The sequence below is a fragment of the Bradyrhizobium sp. F1.13.3 genome, from assembly GCF_040548265.1.
Lineage (GTDB): Bacteria > Pseudomonadota > Alphaproteobacteria > Rhizobiales > Xanthobacteraceae > Bradyrhizobium.
Genome location: NZ_JBEPRI010000025.1, coordinates 19140 through 36951 on the forward strand (window position 1 = coordinate 19140; position 17812 = coordinate 36951).

Annotated in this window: 17 protein-coding genes; 4 read left to right on the top strand and 13 right to left on the bottom strand. The window is 65.5% G+C overall.

Features of this window, described 5'->3' with window-relative positions:
* Positions 1 to 63: 63 nt before the first annotated feature.
* From ABIB66_RS39310 to ABIB66_RS39320, 3 genes are all read right to left on the bottom strand, one after another.
* Positions 64 to 1251 (bottom strand): pyridoxal-phosphate-dependent aminotransferase family protein, encoded by a 1188-nt coding sequence (locus ABIB66_RS39310; protein WP_354063258.1) that lies wholly within the window; start codon positions 1249 to 1251, stop codon positions 64 to 66.
* A gap of 107 nt (positions 1252 to 1358) precedes the next feature.
* Positions 1359 to 2099 carry a thermonuclease family protein gene (locus ABIB66_RS39315; protein ID WP_354210716.1) on the bottom strand — a complete coding sequence of 247 codons (741 nt, stop codon included), beginning with the start codon at positions 2097 to 2099 and terminating at the stop codon, positions 1359 to 1361.
* A 213-nt stretch (positions 2100 to 2312) separates the two neighbouring features.
* Positions 2313 to 4040 carry a hypothetical protein gene (locus ABIB66_RS39320; RefSeq protein WP_354210701.1) on the bottom strand — a complete coding sequence of 576 codons (1728 nt, stop codon included), beginning with the start codon at positions 4038 to 4040 and terminating at the stop codon, positions 2313 to 2315.
* Positions 4041 to 4466: 426 nt separating this feature from the next.
* Here ABIB66_RS39320 and ABIB66_RS39325 point away from each other — a divergent pair, with 426 nt between their 5' ends.
* Positions 4467 to 5315, top strand: a complete 849-nt coding sequence (locus ABIB66_RS39325; RefSeq protein WP_275174404.1) for a caspase family protein — start codon at positions 4467 to 4469, stop codon at positions 5313 to 5315.
* A 238-nt stretch (positions 5316 to 5553) separates the two neighbouring features.
* Here ABIB66_RS39325 and ABIB66_RS39330 read toward each other — a convergent pair whose 3' ends face one another.
* The 3 genes from ABIB66_RS39330 to ABIB66_RS39340 form a co-directional block, all read right to left on the bottom strand.
* On the bottom strand, positions 5554 to 6441 hold the full coding sequence (locus ABIB66_RS39330) for an efflux RND transporter periplasmic adaptor subunit (protein WP_354210700.1): 888 nt from the start codon (positions 6439 to 6441) through the stop codon (positions 5554 to 5556).
* A 216-nt stretch (positions 6442 to 6657) separates the two neighbouring features.
* Positions 6658 to 7782: a lactonase family protein gene (locus ABIB66_RS39335; protein WP_354210699.1), complete on the bottom strand. Its 1125-nt coding sequence runs from the start codon at positions 7780 to 7782 to the stop codon at positions 6658 to 6660.
* 122 nt (positions 7783 to 7904) lie between these two features.
* Entirely contained in the window at positions 7905 to 8036 is a 132-nt protein-coding gene (locus tag ABIB66_RS39340; protein WP_354063270.1) for a hypothetical protein, read from the bottom strand.
* Between the two features lie 142 nt (positions 8037 to 8178).
* Here ABIB66_RS39340 and ABIB66_RS39345 point away from each other — a divergent pair, with 142 nt between their 5' ends.
* On the top strand, positions 8179 to 8355 hold the full coding sequence (locus tag ABIB66_RS39345; protein ID WP_157642977.1) for a hypothetical protein: 177 nt from the start codon (positions 8179 to 8181) through the stop codon (positions 8353 to 8355).
* A gap of 96 nt (positions 8356 to 8451) precedes the next feature.
* Entirely contained in the window at positions 8452 to 8574 is a 123-nt protein-coding gene (locus ABIB66_RS39350) for a hypothetical protein (protein WP_354063273.1), read from the top strand.
* 72 nt (positions 8575 to 8646) lie between these two features.
* Here the strand turns inward: ABIB66_RS39350 and ABIB66_RS39355 are convergent, their stop codons facing one another.
* The 7 genes from ABIB66_RS39355 to ABIB66_RS39385 form a co-directional block, all read right to left on the bottom strand.
* The gene (locus ABIB66_RS39355; protein WP_473320174.1) at positions 8647 to 9006 is read right to left on the bottom strand and encodes a hypothetical protein; all 360 of its coding nucleotides are present in this window, start codon (positions 9004 to 9006) and stop codon (positions 8647 to 8649) included.
* Positions 9007 to 9213: 207 nt separating this feature from the next.
* Entirely contained in the window at positions 9214 to 10131 is a 918-nt protein-coding gene (locus ABIB66_RS39360; RefSeq protein ID WP_354210697.1) for an MBL fold metallo-hydrolase, read from the bottom strand.
* A gap of 94 nt (positions 10132 to 10225) precedes the next feature.
* Positions 10226 to 11431, bottom strand: coding sequence for an NAD(P)/FAD-dependent oxidoreductase (locus ABIB66_RS39365; RefSeq protein WP_354210696.1), 1206 nt, complete (start codon positions 11429 to 11431; stop codon positions 10226 to 10228).
* A gap of 103 nt (positions 11432 to 11534) precedes the next feature.
* Positions 11535 to 11825 (bottom strand): hypothetical protein, encoded by a 291-nt coding sequence (locus ABIB66_RS39370; RefSeq protein ID WP_354210695.1) that lies wholly within the window; start codon positions 11823 to 11825, stop codon positions 11535 to 11537.
* 98 nt (positions 11826 to 11923) lie between these two features.
* Positions 11924 to 12883, bottom strand: a complete 960-nt coding sequence (locus ABIB66_RS39375; protein ID WP_354210694.1) for a helix-turn-helix domain-containing protein — start codon at positions 12881 to 12883, stop codon at positions 11924 to 11926.
* 214 nt (positions 12884 to 13097) lie between these two features.
* On the bottom strand, positions 13098 to 15761 hold the full coding sequence (locus tag ABIB66_RS39380; protein WP_354063283.1) for a bifunctional diguanylate cyclase/phosphodiesterase: 2664 nt from the start codon (positions 15759 to 15761) through the stop codon (positions 13098 to 13100).
* 104 nt (positions 15762 to 15865) lie between these two features.
* Positions 15866 to 16567, bottom strand: coding sequence for a hypothetical protein (locus ABIB66_RS39385; protein ID WP_354210693.1), 702 nt, complete (start codon positions 16565 to 16567; stop codon positions 15866 to 15868).
* Between the two features lie 180 nt (positions 16568 to 16747).
* On the opposite strand from ABIB66_RS39385, the gene ABIB66_RS39390 reads away from it, so the two are divergent.
* The gene (locus tag ABIB66_RS39390; RefSeq protein WP_354210692.1) at positions 16748 to 17791 is read left to right on the top strand and encodes a LysM peptidoglycan-binding domain-containing protein; all 1044 of its coding nucleotides are present in this window, start codon (positions 16748 to 16750) and stop codon (positions 17789 to 17791) included.
* Positions 17792 to 17812 lie beyond the last annotated feature (21 nt).

Below are 17812 nucleotides of genomic sequence, written 5' to 3' on the forward strand. Positions count from 1 at the left end.
TGCGACCGCGCTCTGTCGATAGATCACGCGGTATGGGTCCCGGCCTTCGCCGGGACGACAGGTTTACGCCGCCACCTCTTCGCCGAGATACGCGACCGCCGCTTCGAGCCCGCCTTTGCCGTGCGGGATCTTCAGCGCATTCAGCCCGACCTCGATCACCCCCAACGTGCCGAGCAGCATCGGGGCGTTGACGTGGCCCATATGGGCGATGCGGAAGGCTTGTCCCGAGAGATCGCCGATGCCGGTGCCGAGCACGACGCCGCACTTCTCCTTGCAATAGCGTTGCAGGATTGCCGGATCGTGGCCGTTGCTCATGGTCACCGTGGTCACGGTGTTGGAGCGTTCGCTGGCTTCCGCGACGTTGAAGCCGAGCACCTGGCCTTCGGACCATGCGCCGACGGCGCGGCGCGCGGCTTCGCCGAGCAGGCTGTGGCGGCGGAAGGCGTTCTCCAGCCCCTCCTCGTGCAACAAGTCGATCGCCTGACGCAGCGCGAACAGCAGATGCACCGGCGCGGTGCCGGCATATTTGCGATAATGCTCGCTGCCTTCGCGCTCGCTCCAGCTCCAATAGGGCGTGCTCATATTGGCCGTCTTCTGCACCTCGAGCGCGCGCGCGTTGGCCGCGACGAAGCCGAGGCCGGGCGGCGTCATCAGGCCCTTTTGCGAGCCCGACATCGCAACGTCGATGCCCCATTTGTCCATCTCGAACGGCATGCAGCCGAGCGAGGCGACAGTGTCGACCATGTACAGCGCCGGGTGGCCGCTCGCCTTGATCGCCTTGCCGATCGCCTCGATGTCGTTCTGCACGCCAGACGCCGTGTCGACCTGGACGACGACGACGGCCTTGATCGTATGCTCCTTGTCGCGGCGCAGGCGCTCCTCGACCTCGTGCGGCCGTACCGCGCGGCGCCAGTCGCCCTTGAGCACCTCGACCTCGGCACCCATCAGGGAAGCCGCATTGCCCCAGCCGATCGCGAACCGTCCGCTTTCGAGCACCAGCACCTTGTCGCCGCGCGACAGCACGTTGCTCAGCGCCGCTTCCCAGGCGCCGTGTCCGTTGGCGATGTAGATGTAGGACTTGCCCTTGGTCGCAAACAGTTTCGAGATGTCGCTGAGCAGGCTCTCGGTCAGATCGGTCATCTGCTTGGAGTAGATGTCGATCGCCGGACGATGCATCGCCCGCAGCACCTCGTCGGGCATATTGGTGGGCCCGGGGATGGCCAGAAATTCCCGGCCCGCGCGAACGGTCATTGCTGTTGGTCCTTGTTGCCTGAGAACAGGATGGTGGGTCGCTGATTCACGCTTTTACGCGGCGCTGCGGTGCAAGAAAAGGCCGGAAAACGCAGGTCTGACGTGGGCTATCTCTTAGTCTCGCGGCAGCCCGCAGCTTCGGCTTCCTCCACCGAGCAGAACCAGCGCGTGCCCTTGCTGATCTTCATCTTGATCTGGGTGTACCAACGGCTGGTCGGCTGGTGATAGATGCACTCGCCGGCGGTGTTGACGTTGCCCTTGATGGTGCAGTCCGGCGAGGGCGCGACCGGGCCCGAGGCCGAAGCGAGCAGGATCGCATGCGCTCCGTCGGGCGGCTTGGTGGCGCCGAGGATGGTGGTCTTCTTGTTGCGCACGCGCCAGTCCCAGGGCGCGATGAAGGCGCCCTGCCACATGCCGGCCTTGGCCTCCCGTGCGGCCTTCTCGTCCGCCTCATAGTCGTGCGACATCCGGGTGTAGGCCAGCGCCCAGCCTGTGTGCACCAGCCATTTCTGGATGTCCTCGCCGTCGACATCGCAGCGCGCCACGGTGCGGCCGCGCCGGTCGATCGACCTCGCATGGCAGACCCAGCTCTTGCCGTCGGCGTATTTGGCGAGCTCGTCGCGGGCCGCGATGCCGCAGGTCCAGCGCTCGCCCTTGTTGTTGAGGCAGAGCTGGTCGACCGCGGGCGCGTCGATGCCGCCGAGCCTGATCCGCGTGTTGCCGATCACCACCGCGTCGCCGGCGCGAACCTTTGCGGTGCCGGTGATGTCGGCGGCCTCAGCCGGCGACGGCAAGCCCGGCAAGGAGAAGCCAAGCAATGACAGCGCAATCAGGAATTTTCGCAACATGCCGGTCCGCGTGTGATGGAAATTGCGATAGACCGCGCAATTGTGGTCGGCTTTTGTCCGCCCGGCCAGCATATGCAAGGCAGTTGGGCTTTCAACTTACTGTCATCGAGCGAAGTTTTTGTAGGGTGGGTTAGCCGAAGGCGTAACCCACCTCTTTCGCCTCCACGGCGGCAGAAGTGGTGGGTTACGCTTCGCTAACCCACCCTACCTAACCTATCCCCGCGTCATCGCCCGCTTGGCCACCGCCAGCCCCATCAGCACGAACGCCGACGTGACCTCCGGACCGCCGACCAAAATCCGCGTCGGCGTCTTCATCTTGTTCCATTCATAGGCGCGGAACGGGCCGCGGCGGCCGCCTTCGCCCAGGCTCGCGACGATCACGTTCAGCGCCGGCGCAAAGGCGCGCGGATCGGCGCCGAGATGGCCGAGCGCGATCAGGGCGAGCGCTGCGTCGAACACGTTCATCTCGGCGGCCATCAGCTCGCCCTTGACGTAGGAGAGCACGCGGTGGCGGATGAAATCGAAATCGCCGTCGGGATCGATGACGGCCTGCGCCGCCAGCGGCAGCGCCAGGAAGGCGGCGTAGCAGCGGCCGAAATAGGCGCTGTAGAGCTCCGGCAGATAATAGATGTGCGAGCGCGGATTGGCGAAGGTGCCGCTCGCCGCCAGCCGCTTCTGGAAGCCGATGATGCGATGAACGGTGGCAAGCCGCGCCGGCGTCTCTAATACTTTCCAGCGCGCGAGGTTGCGAAAGCTGACCTCGAGAATGTCGAGATTGAGCGTCGGATCGAGATCGTTGCCATAGGGCCGCTCGCCCTTGAGGTTGTCGATCCAGGTCGCAACCCCGCCCTCATAGTCGATATTGTCGTTGATCGGCACGGTCACGCGCGGCTCGTTGACGCCGGCGCGCACCTGATAGCCTGCATAGAAATCCAGCAGCGGCTGGTCGAGGATTGGATCGGTGCAGCCGGCCTGCGTCGCCGCGGAGATCGAGCACGCCGTGGTGTCGCAATCCGGCACGTAGACGCCGAAGCCGAGGTCCTGCTTGATCTGGGCGAAGTAGCGGGAGAAGCGCGGATGCGGTGCGGGCGCGAGCGCGGTGATGACGTTGAACCGCGCCCTGTCGATGCCCTCGACCTCTTCGCGGCTGATGTTGACACAGAAATCGACCATGTCCGCGACCGCGCGTTCCGCCGCCATCTTGTCGGCGAGCGAGGCGAGGCCGGTCTCGACGTAACTCAACAGCGCCTCGATGAAGAACGCGTCGTAATAGGCCGAGCGGTGCCGGATCTGCACCGGCTCCCACATCGGTTCGGCAATCCCTCGCCAGGGCGGATTGACGACGGCGCGCGCCGGCGATCGCGCGATGAAGACACGGGCGAGGTTGAACAGCAGCGAGGAGTTCTTGTAGCCGCGCGCGTTGAGACCCGTGAGCGCCATGGTCAGTTCGCGGCCACGGAAATCGGGATCGCCGATCAGGTTGAACGCGGCGTAGGTCGGCAGAAAGCCATTCTTGCGGTACGAGCCCAGCAGATGCTGCGCACAGTCGCGGATCACGCCGTCGATCTGCGATTGTCGCGGCGTGGCGCCGGTGAACATGGCCGGCGGCGGCTTGGGATGATCCAGCGCGATGCTGTCGACGAGATCGGCGACGGGCTGGCCGACCGCCGCCCAATCGGGCTCGGCTTCGTCGCGGGCGCGCACCAGCGCCTGGCGCAGCCGGGCCAGCTTCCCTTCGTCGCGCAGCTCGGGCAGTCCGGCCCGGCGCAGCAGCACCCGCAATGCGGGATTGCCGAGCGCGGTCTTGTAGAACTTGGCCAGATGCGGATCGCCGCTGGCCGCAACGGCCAATACGGGATCGCAAACGTCGTAAAGCGAGGGGCCGTCCTTCCGCGCCGTCAGCGCCCGGCAGGCGGCGCCGGCAAAATATTGAAAGCTCATGAAATACCTGGTCGCGGGAATTTGGCCGAGGGCGCCGGCCGGCACGCTCCCAGCCGCGCGCCACCCCCTGCAAGTCGTTGAAAAAGCTACCCGGATTCGCAGGAAATACAAATGTGGTGATGGTCACAGAAAAAGCCGGCACGAAGCCTGCATAATCAGGCTCCGGAAGGCTACGGGGACGCAAAAAAATCACACATTGGGCGGTCAAAATTAGATCATGATTACAGAGACTTAGCTCAAATTTTCGGCGATCTATTGCGGGGGAGGCGATATCCGGTTAAGGGTTTGTTTGGTGCGGCGCCGCAAATTGCGCGCAATTCGGGGGCACACCCCCGGCCAATCCCTCAAACCCAAAGACGCTATCGCGCTACTCAAACAGTGTGCGCGTGCTTGGCTGGTCTTTGGCACTGACAGGAATGACGCGAGATGAATGTAACGCAGCTCGACATTTCCCGACGCACGATCGCGGTGGCCGCAGCCCTCATCGGCACGGTCTCGCTCGTGATCGGCGCCCATGCTGCCCTCAACATGCGGGCGCTCGATGCCGCCAAGGCCGTTTCGACCGACCAGGTCACCGGCTCGATCGGCCAGGCCTCGCGTCTCGCCCTCGTCATCGGCAATGGACATTACCCCGACGCCACCGCGCCGCTGACGCAGTCGATCAACGACGCCCGCGCGCTGTCCTCGTCGCTGCGCAAGAACGGTTTTGACGTCGACATGGTGGAAGACGCGACCAAGGACGACATGGTCCGCGCGGTCAATCGCCTGAAGTCCCGGATCAAGCGCGACACCGTCGTCATGCTGTTCTTCGGCGGCTACGGAGTGCAGGCCGGCCGCGAGAGCTACATGCTGCCGGTCGATGCCGCGATCTGGAAGGAAAACGACGTCCGCCGCCAGGGCATCTCCATCGAGGGCGTTCTCGACATGATGAAGGAGCAGGGCGCCAAGGCCAAGCTCGTCGTGGTCGACGCCTCCCGCCGCAACCCCTACGAGCGCCGTTTCCGGTCCTACAGCCACGGCCTCGCGCCGATCAGCGCGACCGACAATGCGCTGATCCTCTCCTCGGCTTCGCCCGGCAAGGTCGTCGACGACGGCAAGGGCGAGCACAGCGTGCTGGTCAGCGAGTTCCTCAACAACCTCAATGCGCAGGGCAGCGCCGAGAGCGTCTTCAACAAGACCCGCCTTGCCATCTCCCGCGCCAGCGAAGGCGACCAGGTCCCGTCCGTCTCTTCCTCGCTGCTCGAGGACGTCCATTTCGGCGAAGCCGGCGGCTAGTTTTTCTTAGCGCTGGTAGGGTGGATTAGCGAAGCGTAATCCACCACCTCTCTCTCGTCAGCGTGGAAAGCAAATAGGTGGATTACGCCTTCGGCTAATCCACCCTACGACCTACGTGCTCAGCGCACATCTGCAATCACATCGTCATTGCGAGCGCAGCGAAGAAATCCAGAATCTTCCCGCGGAAAGATCCTGGATTGCTTCGTCGCTTTGCTCCTCGCAATGACGATCGTAGAGATTACTTCGCCGCTTCCGCGGCCATCACGGTGCGCACCGGATCGCCTTCGCGCAGCAGCGCGCCGGCGCGGGCGACGACGATATCGCCTTCATTGAGGCCGTCGCGGATCTCGATATTGCCGCCCGACATCAGCCCGACCTCGACACGCTTGGTCTCGACGCGGTTGCGGCGGATCACCTGCACGACGGTGCCGGCGGAGGAATATTGCACCGAGGTCAGCGGCACCGCGACGTTGCAGCTCTGCCCGGACTTGATCAGCGCGCGGCCGCTCGCATTCAGCAACAGCCGCTTCTGTGAGGAAATGCCGATATAGACCATGCCCTGCTGGATGTTCGGCTCGACCGTCGGGCCGATGCGGCGCACCTTGCCGTCGATATCGCCGGCGCCGGCGATGCGCACGGTCGCCACCTGGTTGACCGCGAGCTTGCGCATATCGCTGGTCGCGACCAGGGCGACGAGATCGTACTCGCTGCGCGCCACGATCGTGAACAGCGCCTCGCCTTTGGCGGAGGCGAGGTTGCCGATCTGCGCGGTCGACGTCGCGATCACACCCGCCACGGGCGCGGTGACCTGAAGCGTGCCGCCCTCGGGCAGCGCCAGCCGCGCCAGCACTTGGCCTGCGGTGGCGGTGTCGCCGGCTTCCGCCAGCACCTCCGTCACCTTCAGGCCGGGCCGCTCCGGCCGCACCGAGCTTGCCTCGCGCGCGATGATGGTGCCGGTGCCCTCGACGATGTCGGAGAAACAGGATTTTGCGACCTTCAGCACCGTGACCGCCGGCCCCTTGGGCGCGTCGTCATCGGCGGCGGCAGCGGGCTGGGCGGACAGCAACAGCAGTCCGGTGAGCGCAACGAGATGTCTGGAAACAGAACGCGCAGGCAATGAACGCATGGGTCATTCCGGTTGGGGCCTTGACGGCCTCATCGTTAGCAGAAGCAATTGCGGCGGACCATGGGCCGGCCGGATGAGAATGCCGCAGCAGCACGGGCGGCGCGATGCCGCCCGTTGAATTAGTCGCCGCACAAGCAAAGAGGTTCGCCGGTGGTCGCCGCCCAATCAACTCGTCATGCCCGGCCCGGCCATGACGACGAGGAGGTATCGGCCCCCTCACGGCAGGCTCAAGAACTCCACCCAGTTCGGCTTCTTGCCGGTGGCGTAGGATTTCAGCTTGGTCAGCGCGCCGCTGCTTTGGTCGATGGCATAGACGGTCATGCTGTCGGAGAGCTCGCCGACCGCGGCGAGATAGCGCCCGCCGGGATCGATATGAAAGCCGCGCGGTTGCTTCTCGGTCGGCACGCTGCCGATCGTGGTCAGCTTGCCGGTTGTCGCATCGATCTTGTAGGCGGTGAGCGTGCTGGTGGTGCGCTCGGAGGCGTAGAGGAAACGGCCGTCGGGGGTGACGTGGATGTCGGCGGCCCAGGGCTTTCCCGAAAAGCCTTCCGGCAGCGCGGTGGTGCGCTGGATCTCGTCCAATGCGCCGCCTTTCGCCTCATAGGCGAACGCCGCGACGTCGCCGTTCAGTTCGTGGAGGAGGTAGATGAACTTGCCGTTGGGGTGGAACACGAAATGCCGAGGCCCCGATTTCTCCGGCACCTTGTGAGCCGGCGGATCGCTCGGCGTGAGCGTACCGGTCGTGGCATCGAACGTGAAGGCCAGGATCTGGTCGGAGCCGAGATTGGTCGCGAACGCGAAGCGGTTGTCGGGCGAGGGCAGGACGGCGTGCGCGTTCAGCCCGGTCGGGATCACCTGCTTCGGCTCGCCCACGACGCCGTTGGCAAGCAGCGGATTCAGCGCGACCTTGTTGCCGCCATAGGAGGCGCTGAGCAGGAATTTGCCGCCGCGGTCGAAGGCGATATAGGCCATGCTGTCGGCGAGCGGGCCGTTGCCGATATGGCTGAGCTGGCCCGTCTTCGGATCGATCGCAAAGCTCACCGCGAGAAACGGCTGCGAGCGAACGCCGGCGATCAGCACGCGATGATCGGGCGTGATCGCGAGCGGCGTCGAGGAGCCGGGCTTTTCGACGCCGGTGAAGGCGGCCGTCTGCACGGGCGTCATCTCGCCGCTCTCGGCCATCTTGAACACGCTGATGTCGTTGCTGTCGGCGTTGCCGATGTAGGCGAAGGTGTCGGCCATGCCGGCGCGGACTCCAGAAATGAGGGTGAGGAAAGCAAGCGTGGTGGCGATCGCGGCGCGGGGTACGCCGGATGCGATGCGTCGGGTCGGTCTCAACATGGGGTCCCTCCTGGATGCCGGTGCGGCATTTGTCGTTTTGCCGGCGAGGATAGCGGCAGCCGCCCCGCCGCACCAAATTCCAATTGGGATCGATCGATGCCGAAATGGTATCGGTCGGACGTCTAGCGGATTGCCGCCGTGCGGGAGGGCAGATGGGGCCCCGGCGGGGTGTCGGGCGGCCCGAGCACGGTCCACACGGTGACCGCGAGCAGCGCGCAGGTCAGGATCGTCCAGGCGACGAGTCGTTTCCGCATCAGGCCGAATCCGTCAGTCATATGGATGAGAATGCTCCCCGGGGGCGGCGCGCCTGGCGATCGTGCACTGCAAATCGCGGCGATCCTATGAACTCGTTCACAGGCGAAGCGAACCAATGCCGCGCGAGCGCATTGAACCGGCATGCCCCGTGAAAACGATCTTGAAGGTAAGCCCGACATGGGCGGCAAGCATGGCGGTCAGGCCGGCCAGCCCAAGTCGCCGCCGCGCCCGCGTCAGGGCGAGCGCGATGAGGACGTCGTGGCAAAGCGCCACACCGGCCAAACCGATCCCAACTCCGCGCCGACCAAACCAAAATAGCACCTCGCCCGGGCCGCCCGCGCATTGGGAACGGCAACCTCGCCTTGCCGTTACCCTGATCCCGCGGGCGGAGCAGATCGAAACGGAGGCTGGCACGTGTTTTGGATTTATTGGAACACCGCCTGGTCGCTGATCATCAGCGGCATCATGTTCGCCACCATCGTCGCCCATCCCGACTCCGAGTTCGTCGAGATCCACGCGGCCAAGCAAGTGAAGTGAACCCACGCCGGCCGCTTCAACGGCGCATCATCGCATGCTGCGCCGAGCCCGGGGACATCAGAAGTCAAAATTTCAAGTCATGCTGCCGGGCATGAAGCAGCGAATCATGGCGCGGCCGTTGATGTAGTACGGCCAGACCATGGTGCGGCCGGCGCGGTTCGGCTCGGTGATCACGGTGTCGTCGGGTACCTCGATCCAGTCGCCCAGAAGTCGGACGCGATAATGTCCATCTCTCGTGTCCCAGTCGACATCGTCCAGCGCCGTGCCGTCGGCGTCGGCACAGCAGGGACCGCCGCCCTTGCTGCGCAGGCTCTCGAACCAGCCCTTGAGGGGAGAGTTCGCGTAGCGACCGTCGTCGCGGGCCTGCACGGATGGGCCGATCATGGCAGCAACCGCTACGAGAGTGATCATCCTGAATGCCGGGATCGCCATATCGCCTCGCTCGATCTCGTGCGCGCACGAGCGCAGACGAACAGCCGCCCGCTGCACGTGACACAATGCCGGCTGGCGCCCGCCGATCGGGTTCCAGCCGTCTCAGCGGGGCAACCGCGAGGGTCGATGTTTGATCCTATTTTCAAGGGCGCGAACTCATCGGTGCCACGAGTCCGCGCCCTGCTTCAGCTCTCACCCGGCAAGCGGTCAGTAGTCCCAGAACACCGGCACCCAACGAAAGGCGTCGCCGTCGGCTGCCACGCGGCCCAGGGACGGGAACGGCAGGTGCGTCGCCACCAGCATCTCGCCGGTCTCGGCAAGCTGTCGCAACAGACGGATGCGAACGCGCACCGCTTCCTCGGGGTCGTGCTCGAAACCGTTGTGCCAGTCGGGTTGTTCGAACCCGACGGCAAACACGGCATCACCGGCGAATGTCAGCGCGTCGTCGCCGGCCGCCATGCGAACCACGCTGTGTCCGGGGGTGTGACCGCCGGTGCGACGGGCGACGACGCCAGGCGCAATCTCGTGCTCGTCATCGAACAGCCGCAGCTGAGGGCCGTACTCCTTCAGGAACTGCTTGGCGGTCGATCGAAGCGCGTCCGGAAACCCTTCCGGCATGGCGGTGCGGGAGAAATCAGGCTGTTCCCAGAACTTGACCTCGGCGGCGGCGACGTGGATCCGCAGGTCCTTGCGCAGCTGCTCCTTCACGCCGTCGACCAGCAGGCCGCCAATGTGGTCCATGTGCAGATGGGTCAGCACCAGATCGGTCACCGCCGCGAGATCGATGCCGGCGACCGCCAGTCGCCTGATCAACTGCCCGGCGCGCGGCAAGTTCAGGTTCGGGTCCGAGCCCAGTCCGGCGTCGATGAGGATGGTCTTGCCGGCGCTGCGGACCATGACGGCGTTCAGTGCCCAGTCGAAAGCGTCCTGCGGCAGGAACATGTCGTGCAGCCAGGTCGCCCGCACCGCCGGGTCGGCGTTGTGCGCGAGCATCTTGGTCGGCAGCGGCAGCACGCCGTCGCTGACCACCAGCACGTCGATCTCGCCGATCTTCAGCGCGTAGCGCGACGGAACGAGCTCTTCGGGTCCCGACGACACGGGAAATGAGGTGTTGTGCAGATTCATGTTGGTCTTCCTGTTCGAGGGTTGAGGCTTCCGGCTGGTCCTGTTGAACGGGCTGCGCCGCCGGGGGAGAGCGCGGCCGTGATCGCTTGGTGGGTTAGAGGCTGGTCACCCGTTCCGGATCGGCCGACGCGAGCGCCAGGGCGCGCTCCGCCTTCGGCGGATAGATCCAGACGGTGTTGATCTCACGCTTGGTCTTCTTGGCGACGTCGCCGACCAGCTCGACCTTGCGCTCCCATCCGCGTGTGAACAGCGCGCCGGCTTCGCCGAGGTCGAGGCAGGTGACGTAGGCCTTCTGGTGATAGGGCCTGGTCGGAACGCCGAGCAATTCGGCCGCGGCATTGTTGCCGGCAAAGGCGCCCATCCGCGTGGCGTGCTGGCACGACATCAGTGCGTAATTGCCCTCGTCGTCGCAGGCGGCGCGTGCTGCGTCGCCGGCCGCGAAGACACCCTGAACGCCTGGCACCTGCAAGCAGCGATCGACCAGCAACCGTCCGAAATTGTCGCGCTCGGCGGGAATCTGCGCGGTCAGAGGCGCCGCACGAATGCCCGCTGCCCAGATCACCGTCTCGGTTTCGATGTGTTCACCGCTGGACAGGGTGACGCCGGCCGCGTCGAGCGCGGCGACGCCGGCGCCGAGCCATGTCTCTACGCCAACCTTGCGCAGGGCTTCCTCAATGACGGGGCGGGGGCCAGCGCCCATGTCGGGTGCGATCGCAGTGTTGCGCTCGACGATGACGACGCGAGTCTTGGCGTCGGTGCCCAGGATTTCGCGCAGCCGCGTCGGCATTTCGGTGGCCGCTTCGATCCCGGTGAAGCCGCCGCCGGCGACGACGACCGTGTCGCGTCCGTTCGCGGCGGGCCGCTTCGCGAGGCCATGCAGATGCTTGTCGAGCGCAACGGCATCGTCGAGCGAATCGACGCTGAAGCCGTGCTCGGCGAGGCCCGGAATGTTCGGACGGAACAGCCGGCTGCCGGTGGTCACGACGAGGCGGTCGTAGGACAGCGTCTTGCGCGGGCCTTTCGCGGGCGTGATCTGCACCGTTCTGGCCTCGGTGTTGATCGTCTCGGCGCTACCCTGGATGTAATCGACGTCGATCGCCTCGAGGACGTCGAGCAGCGGGGCCGTCAGGGTTTCCGGCTTCGACTCGTAGAGTCGCGGACGGACCACCAGCGTCGGCTCCGGTGAGACGAGCGCGATCTGCAGATCCTGCGGCGAGGCGCCCCTGATGTCGCGCAGCCGGGCTGCGGAAAGGGCGGCGTACATGCCGGCGAAGCCGGCCCCGATGATGACGAGTCGCATGGATTTTCTCCTTGGTTGCTGTTCGAAAGACCGCGCGCGACCGCGCTGCTGCGTGGAGGGCAGCGTCCGGCGTCGGCGCGTGGGGTGGGTTGGATCGCTGGCCTTAGGGCGCGATGCAGCGTGCCTGCAGCGAATTCGGTCGCTGGCCGTAACCTAGGACGACGGGCTGAAGCTCATTTCGACCCCAGTCCTGATAGGGAAGACCGGGGCCATTGCGGATCATGATGGAAACGGGCGGCTGTGCCGGGTGCATGGTGTAGGCCGGAATTTCCACTTCTTCGCCGGTCGCCGACGTGAAGCGAACGGCCAGCGAGAGTCCGTACAAGGTCGCGGTCGCGAGGCTTCGTTGGCGTGATGAGATCAACCGTCGGCTGACGGAGTTTTTCCAGGTCATCTTTGGTCTCCCTCGATTGGTCTGGACATGGAGACGATGTAGCTGACCCGATTTGCCGTTGCCCCAGCGCGATTGCCGTCGCTGTCGAGAGATTGCTGCTAACGCATGCGCCTGCGCCAATCGCTCGGCGTCTCGCCCGTCAGCTTCTTGAATGCCGCGGCGAAGGCGGTCTGCGAGGAGTAGCCAAGCGCGGCGGCGACCGAGACGATCGATTCGTCGCTCTCCCGCAGCATCTTCATGGCCTGCTCGAGCCGGTGCTGGCGCAGCCAGGCATGCGGCGACAGCCCGGTGCTCTCCTTGAAGGACCGGCAGAAATGAAAGCGCGACAGACCGGCATCGGATGCCAGCGCATCGAGCGAGACGTCCGCTTCGCCATCGGAGCGCAATCGTTCGATCGCACGGAGCAGGACCTTCGGCGCCAGCCCGCCCATGGTCGGCTGGAACGTGCTCGGCGATCCCGCATGCGCAGCCAAAAGGCGCGTGGCCAGAAGATCCGTGAGCTGATGCCGGAACAGCGTATCAAGCACGCCATGGCCCGCCAGCGAATCCGCCGCGCTCAGGAGCAGTCGGGACGTGATTGTGTCGGGATGCGCTGTTCGCTCCATCAATTCGGCGGGCCCGGCGGTCCCTGCCTCGCCGGCGACGCGCTGCAGCGTTGCGTCCGGAAGGTAAAGCTGCACGACGTCGACGGGCTTCGGAATGTCCCATCGGGAGCTCGACCCTTCCGGAACGATGTTCACGACCCCCGGACGAAACGTGCCGATTGCGATCGATTTTCCCGACCGCCGCTCCATGCGTTGCATCACGCCTTTATGCGCCATGATCACGTGGTGGCGCATGGGCTCGACGACGTCGTGCAGCGCATCATGCTTCCAGTGCGCGATACCGGCACCGGAGGAGTCGAGCGCCATGCGCAACGGCTCGGTCCTGAGCACGCGCGCCATCTCCGCGTCGGCGGCGCGCCGCTCGCACGTCGAGCGGTCGTCAGGCTGTGCGTCGGGTGCGGGCGGCAAGCCCTTGTGCGAGGGATTGCGCATGAGTGCGGTGTTCCCGGTCATGGTGTGGCGCCTCCTGATCAGCTCGGGGTTTCGATCAGTCGTCCCGTGTTTGTACGGAACGGCGCGTGTTCTAGGCGCCGCGATTGCCGGGCGTATTTCCTGAACCCGCCATGCTTTGTCTGATCCTGCTCCAAGCCGGCCGGCGCTTTCGCGAACGCACGGCGGGCGGGAGTGGAGGGAAATGCTTTATGCCAAAGCGTGCGGCAGTGCGCGGCTAAGCCGCCACTGCCTGTGCCAGCAACAGCTGCTTCAGTTTCGCCGCCGGCACGGCAGGGCTGAACAGCCAGCCCTGCATCTGGCTGCATCCGAGCTGGAGCAGCACTTCGCGCTGGGCTTCGGTCTCGACGCCTTCCGCGGTCGTCGCCATGTGACGGGCGGCGGCCATGTGCACCACCGCCTGCACGATCGGCGACGAATCCTCGGACTGGCCGATGTCGCTGATGAAGCTGCGGTCGATCTTGATCTTGTCGAACGGGAAACGATGCAGGTAGCTCAGCGACGAATAGCCGGTGCCGAAATCGTCCAGCGCGATGCGCACGCCGAGCTCGCGCAGCTGCTGCAGGATCGTCAGCGCCTCCTGGTCGTCGCGGATCAGGACGGTCTCGGTGATCTCGAGCTCGAGCCGTCCGGGCGCGAGACCCGACTCGGCGAGCGCGGCGGCGACCTTCAGCGCCAGCGTCCGCGAGCGGAACTGCACCGGTGAGACGTTGACCGCGATCTGGATCTGGCCGGGCCAGGAGGCTGCCTCGAGGCAGGCCTGCCTCAGCACCCATTCGCCGATCTCGCCGATCAATCCGGTCTCTTCCGCGACCGGGATGAAGTCGGCGGGCGAGACCATGCCGCGCTCCGGATGGTGCCAGCGCAGCAGCGCTTCGCAGCCGGTGACGACATTGGCCGCGAGATCGACCAGCGGCTGGTAGTGCACCTCGAACTCGCCGCGGGGCAGCGCCTGCCGCAGATCGAACTCAAGCTGGCGGCGCAGCCGCGCCTTGGCGTCGTATTCGGGCGCGAAGACGCGGAAGGTGCGGCGGCCCTCGGATTTCGCCGCATACATCGCGAGATCCGCGCGCTTGAGCAGATCGTCGAGATTGTCGCCGTGGTCGGGCGCGATCGCGATGCCGATGCTGGCACCGGTCGGGATTTCCTGGCCATTGTAGTTTACGGGCGCGCGCAGCGCCTTCAGGATCTGCTCGGCCAGCGCCGTCAGCTCGGCCTCATCGCGGGTGCCGGCCTTGACGATGGCGAATTCGTCGCCGCCCAACCGTGCCACCATGTCGTTGCCGCTGATGCAGGCTCGCAGGCGGTTCGCGACCTGGCGCAGCAGCTCGTCGCCGACCTCGTGTCCCAGCGAATCGTTGACGCCCTTGAACTCGTCGACGTCGATATAGAGGATCGCGAACGGCTTGCCCTGGGCAAGCTCCGCGACGCGCCGCTCCAGATGGCCGCGCATCAGCACGCGGTTGGGCAGGTCGGTCAGCGCGTCGTAATGCGCCATATGCGCGATGCGCTCGTCGGCGCGAATGCGCTCGGTGACGTCGTCATGGGTCGCGAGCCAGCCGCCGGCGGCGCCGGGCTGGTTCTTGATCTCGATCAGGCGGCCATCGGAGGTCTCGACGATCGTACTCTGCGTCTGCCCGGCATTGCCCAAAATGCCGTCGCAATAGGAATCGACGTCGCCGTGGAACGAGCCCGTGTCGTGGCGATGCTGGATCACGTCGCGGAAATACGCGCCGGGCTTCACCACGTCGGCCGATAGTCCGTACATCTCGATGTAGCGCCGGTTGCAGACGATCAGTCGCTCATCCTGGTCGAACATCAGGAGGCCCTGCGTCATCGTGTTCATCGCGGTGTCGAGCTGCTGCTTCTCCACGGCGAGCCTGCGCGTCATCAGTCGGAAGATCAAATAGAGCGTCAGCACGAGCAGGCCGATCGACAGCACGGCGACGGTCACGAAGAATTTCGTTTGGGTGTGCCATGTCGCCAGCGTCGCATCCAGCGACTTGGTCGCGACCACCACCAGCGGCTCGCCGGTCAGGAGGCGAGCGGCGACGATGCGGTCCTTGCCGTCGATCGGGCTTGCGAGCTGGGTCGTGACGAAGGTGCGCTCGAACACCGCCATCTGCTCGCGCGTGCCGTTGCGGAAGTTCTGCCCGATCATCGCGTCGACGTGCGGAATGCGCGCGAGCAACTGGCCGTTCTGGTGGTGCATCGCGATCGAGGATTCCTCGCCGAGCCCGCTCGAGGCGAAGAAGGATTCGAGCTGGTCCGGCGTGATCGCGCGCGAGACCAGCCCAAGGAATTCGCCGTGGGGGCCGGAGACGCGGCGCGCGAACACGATCGCCGGTCCGCTGCCCAACCGTCCGGGCACCACCTCGACCTCTTCCTGCGAAGCCGGATCGTTCTTGAGGCGATTGAAATAGCCGCGGTCGGCGACCGAGACATCGGCGACCGGCCAGCGCCGCGACGAGTTGATCAGCACGCCCTTGGCGTCGAACACATTGGCGCCGGCAACGTCCGACCAGCCGCTGGCTTTGGCGCGCAGCACCTCGTGCACGGCGAGCGTGCCCATCTCGCTGCGGAAGACGTCGGCGGATTCGATGCCGTGGCTTTCGAGCTCGGCGATGATGCTCTTCTGCAGCACCGCGAAGTCTTCGAACTCGCGGTCGAAATGGCGGGCAAGCAACCGGACCGCGCTCTCCAGGCTGTCGCGGCCGCCTTCGATGGCATTCTGCCGGAAGCGGTCGACGGTGAGCGCGGTGCCGATCGCCATTGCGGCCATCAGCACGAAACCGCCTGCGATCAGCCATGTCAGTGGCGCGCCGCGCCAACGGCGCAGCGACGCGCGCATGCGCGCGCTCCACCGGATCGATGTGCCCATGCAGCCCTCCCGTGGGATGCAAGATGCAGCAAAACTGACAAGAGCCAGTTACCAGCGAGGGTTAGGAAAGCATGAATCGGAACGGAATCAGAGGGTTGGTTCCCTCAGCGTCGGATCTCCCATCTCAGCGCTTCTGCATTTGCCTTCGCGAACATCGCCGGCACGTCGAAGGTCCCGGTCTTGAGATCATAGCGGCAGCGCCAGTCGGCCAATCCCTTCACGGCGACGTTCTTCGGGTGCTTGTCCATTTCGCCTGACAGCGAGATCACGAGGTAACGGTTGTCGGGCCAGTGCACGCCGAGCCCGCGATAGGCCTCTTCGGTGCCTTTTACGAGATTGGCCGAGATGTGGTAGTCGAGCTTCATCTTCCTTGTGTCCGGCCGGCTGTGGAAATAGGCCCAGGCCAAATCGCTGAGCGAGGTCTTCGTCGCGCTGACGAAGGCGCCCTTCTCGACATGATAGAGATAGAGATCCTGCTCGCCGGAACCGGTCTTCTGCATCCGGAGCAGCCATTGCGAGTCGGGCGTGAAGCGGAATCTGGCCCCGTAGCCCTGCTCGGGCTTCAGCTCCGTCATCTGTTCACCACGCCTCGCCCAAACCTGCCATTTGACTTCGAAATCTCCGCCGTCCTTCATGTACTGCTCAATCCTGGTGGCGCCGTCGGGCGAGGTGAAGGCGAGATCGGCATTGTCGGTGAGGATGTACTCCGGCGGCGGGCTGGAAGCGGCGAGCCCCGGAGTTGCGGCCAGTGTGAGGGCAAGCACGAGCCCAACAGGCCATTGTGCGGGACGGAAAAATGCGTTCACGGACAATTCCCAAGAAAATGCCGCGATGCGGCCTTGAGCATTTGACACCGGCGGGGGTGCGTCGGTTCATCCCCGTGCCGGCTCATCATCCTATCGACCGTCTTGCTGCCGTGGCCAAAACGGCGCAACTTGCCGGCTAGATTGATTTGCAAGGTTCTTCCTGATCAAGGTTCGTTTCCGATGGTGACCGCATCCAAGGCCTTCATTGCATTCTGTCTGCTCGCGGTGGGCGGTGCCGTGCTGGTGGTCGGCCCCAACGAGCTGCGTCGCCTGCTGCCGAACGGGGCGAAGACCGACAGCGTGGTCGCCGCCAAGCCGGAGGCCAAGGTCGAACCCAAGGTTGAGGCCAAGGTTGAGGCCAAGGTCGAACCCAAACCGGAACTCAAGCCGGAAGAGCCCAAGCTCGCCGCAAACGCGCCGCCGGCGCCGGCCGCGTCCCCCGCCCCTGAGCCGAAGGCCGGTGCGCTGGCCGAGACGCAAAAGCAGGTCACGGCTGCACTTGCCGATCTCGCACCGGTCAAGCCGCCGCCGGCGGTTGCCGATACCGGCCCCCGTTTCGATGTCGCCCGCGTCGACGATCACGGCGAGGCGGCGGTGATCGCGGGCCGGGCGACGCCGGGCGCCAAGGTCGAGCTGTTGCGCGACGGCAAGCCGCTCGACACGGTGGTGGCGGATGCCTCGGGCCAGTTCGTGATGATGCCGCCGCAGCTTCCCGCCGGTTCCTATGAGCTGACCCTGCGGGCGAAATCGCCTGACGGCACCGTTACGCAATCCGGCCGCAGCATGCCGGTGACGATCGCCGAAGCCGCGCCGCCCCCCGCGCGCCCTGCACCGGTCGCGAGGCAAGAGGCGAAACAGGAGGCCAAACAAGAGGCGAAGGCCGACAAGCCTGACGACAAGTCGGACGTCGTGGCATCGGTATCGGACAGGCCCGCGGCCCGGCCCCGAGTGATGGGCGCAGCGAAACCCAGGGTGATGGCGCGGGCTCCCGCGGCCACGACCGTTGCATCGGCCTCACCGGCGGAAATCGTCGGCGGTGCACCGGCGGAAGCAGGCGGCAGCCGGGTGATCTCCCGCGGCGACAGCCTGTGGGCGCTCAGCCGGCTCGCTTATGGCGACGGCGCCCGCTTTGCCGTGATCTACAACGCCAACCGCGCCAAGATTCACAATCCCAATCTGATCTATCCCGGCCAGACCTTCGTGGTGCCGCAGAAGACGGAGTGACACCGCATCGGCTCTGCCGGT

Bases quoted from the DNA above. Each gene is read 5' to 3' on its own strand.
- ABIB66_RS39310 (WP_354063258.1), bottom strand. From the start codon at position 1,251: ATGACCGTTCGCGCGGGCCGGGAATTTCTGGCCATCCCCGGGCCCACC.
- ABIB66_RS39315 (WP_354210716.1), bottom strand. From the start codon at position 2,099: ATGTTGCGAAAATTCCTGATTGCGCTGTCATTGCTTGGCTTCTCCTTG.
- ABIB66_RS39320 (WP_354210701.1), bottom strand. From the start codon at position 4,040: ATGAGCTTTCAATATTTTGCCGGCGCCGCCTGCCGGGCGCTGACGGCG.
- ABIB66_RS39325 (WP_275174404.1), top strand. From the start codon at position 4,467: ATGAATGTAACGCAGCTCGACATTTCCCGACGCACGATCGCGGTGGCC.
- ABIB66_RS39330 (WP_354210700.1), bottom strand. From the start codon at position 6,441: ATGCGTTCATTGCCTGCGCGTTCTGTTTCCAGACATCTCGTTGCGCTC.
- ABIB66_RS39335 (WP_354210699.1), bottom strand. From the start codon at position 7,782: ATGTTGAGACCGACCCGACGCATCGCATCCGGCGTACCCCGCGCCGCG.
- ABIB66_RS39340 (WP_354063270.1), bottom strand. From the start codon at position 8,036: ATGCGGAAACGACTCGTCGCCTGGACGATCCTGACCTGCGCGCTGCTC.
- ABIB66_RS39345 (WP_157642977.1), top strand. From the start codon at position 8,179: ATGCCCCGTGAAAACGATCTTGAAGGTAAGCCCGACATGGGCGGCAAG.
- ABIB66_RS39355 (WP_473320174.1), bottom strand. From the start codon at position 9,006: ATGGCGATCCCGGCATTCAGGATGATCACTCTCGTAGCGGTTGCTGCC.
- ABIB66_RS39360 (WP_354210697.1), bottom strand. From the start codon at position 10,131: ATGAATCTGCACAACACCTCATTTCCCGTGTCGTCGGGACCCGAAGAG.
- ABIB66_RS39365 (WP_354210696.1), bottom strand. From the start codon at position 11,431: ATGCGACTCGTCATCATCGGGGCCGGCTTCGCCGGCATGTACGCCGCC.
- ABIB66_RS39370 (WP_354210695.1), bottom strand. From the start codon at position 11,825: ATGACCTGGAAAAACTCCGTCAGCCGACGGTTGATCTCATCACGCCAA.
- ABIB66_RS39375 (WP_354210694.1), bottom strand. From the start codon at position 12,883: ATGACCGGGAACACCGCACTCATGCGCAATCCCTCGCACAAGGGCTTG.
- ABIB66_RS39380 (WP_354063283.1), bottom strand. From the start codon at position 15,761: ATGGGCACATCGATCCGGTGGAGCGCGCGCATGCGCGCGTCGCTGCGC.
- ABIB66_RS39390 (WP_354210692.1), top strand. From the start codon at position 16,748: ATGGTGACCGCATCCAAGGCCTTCATTGCATTCTGTCTGCTCGCGGTG.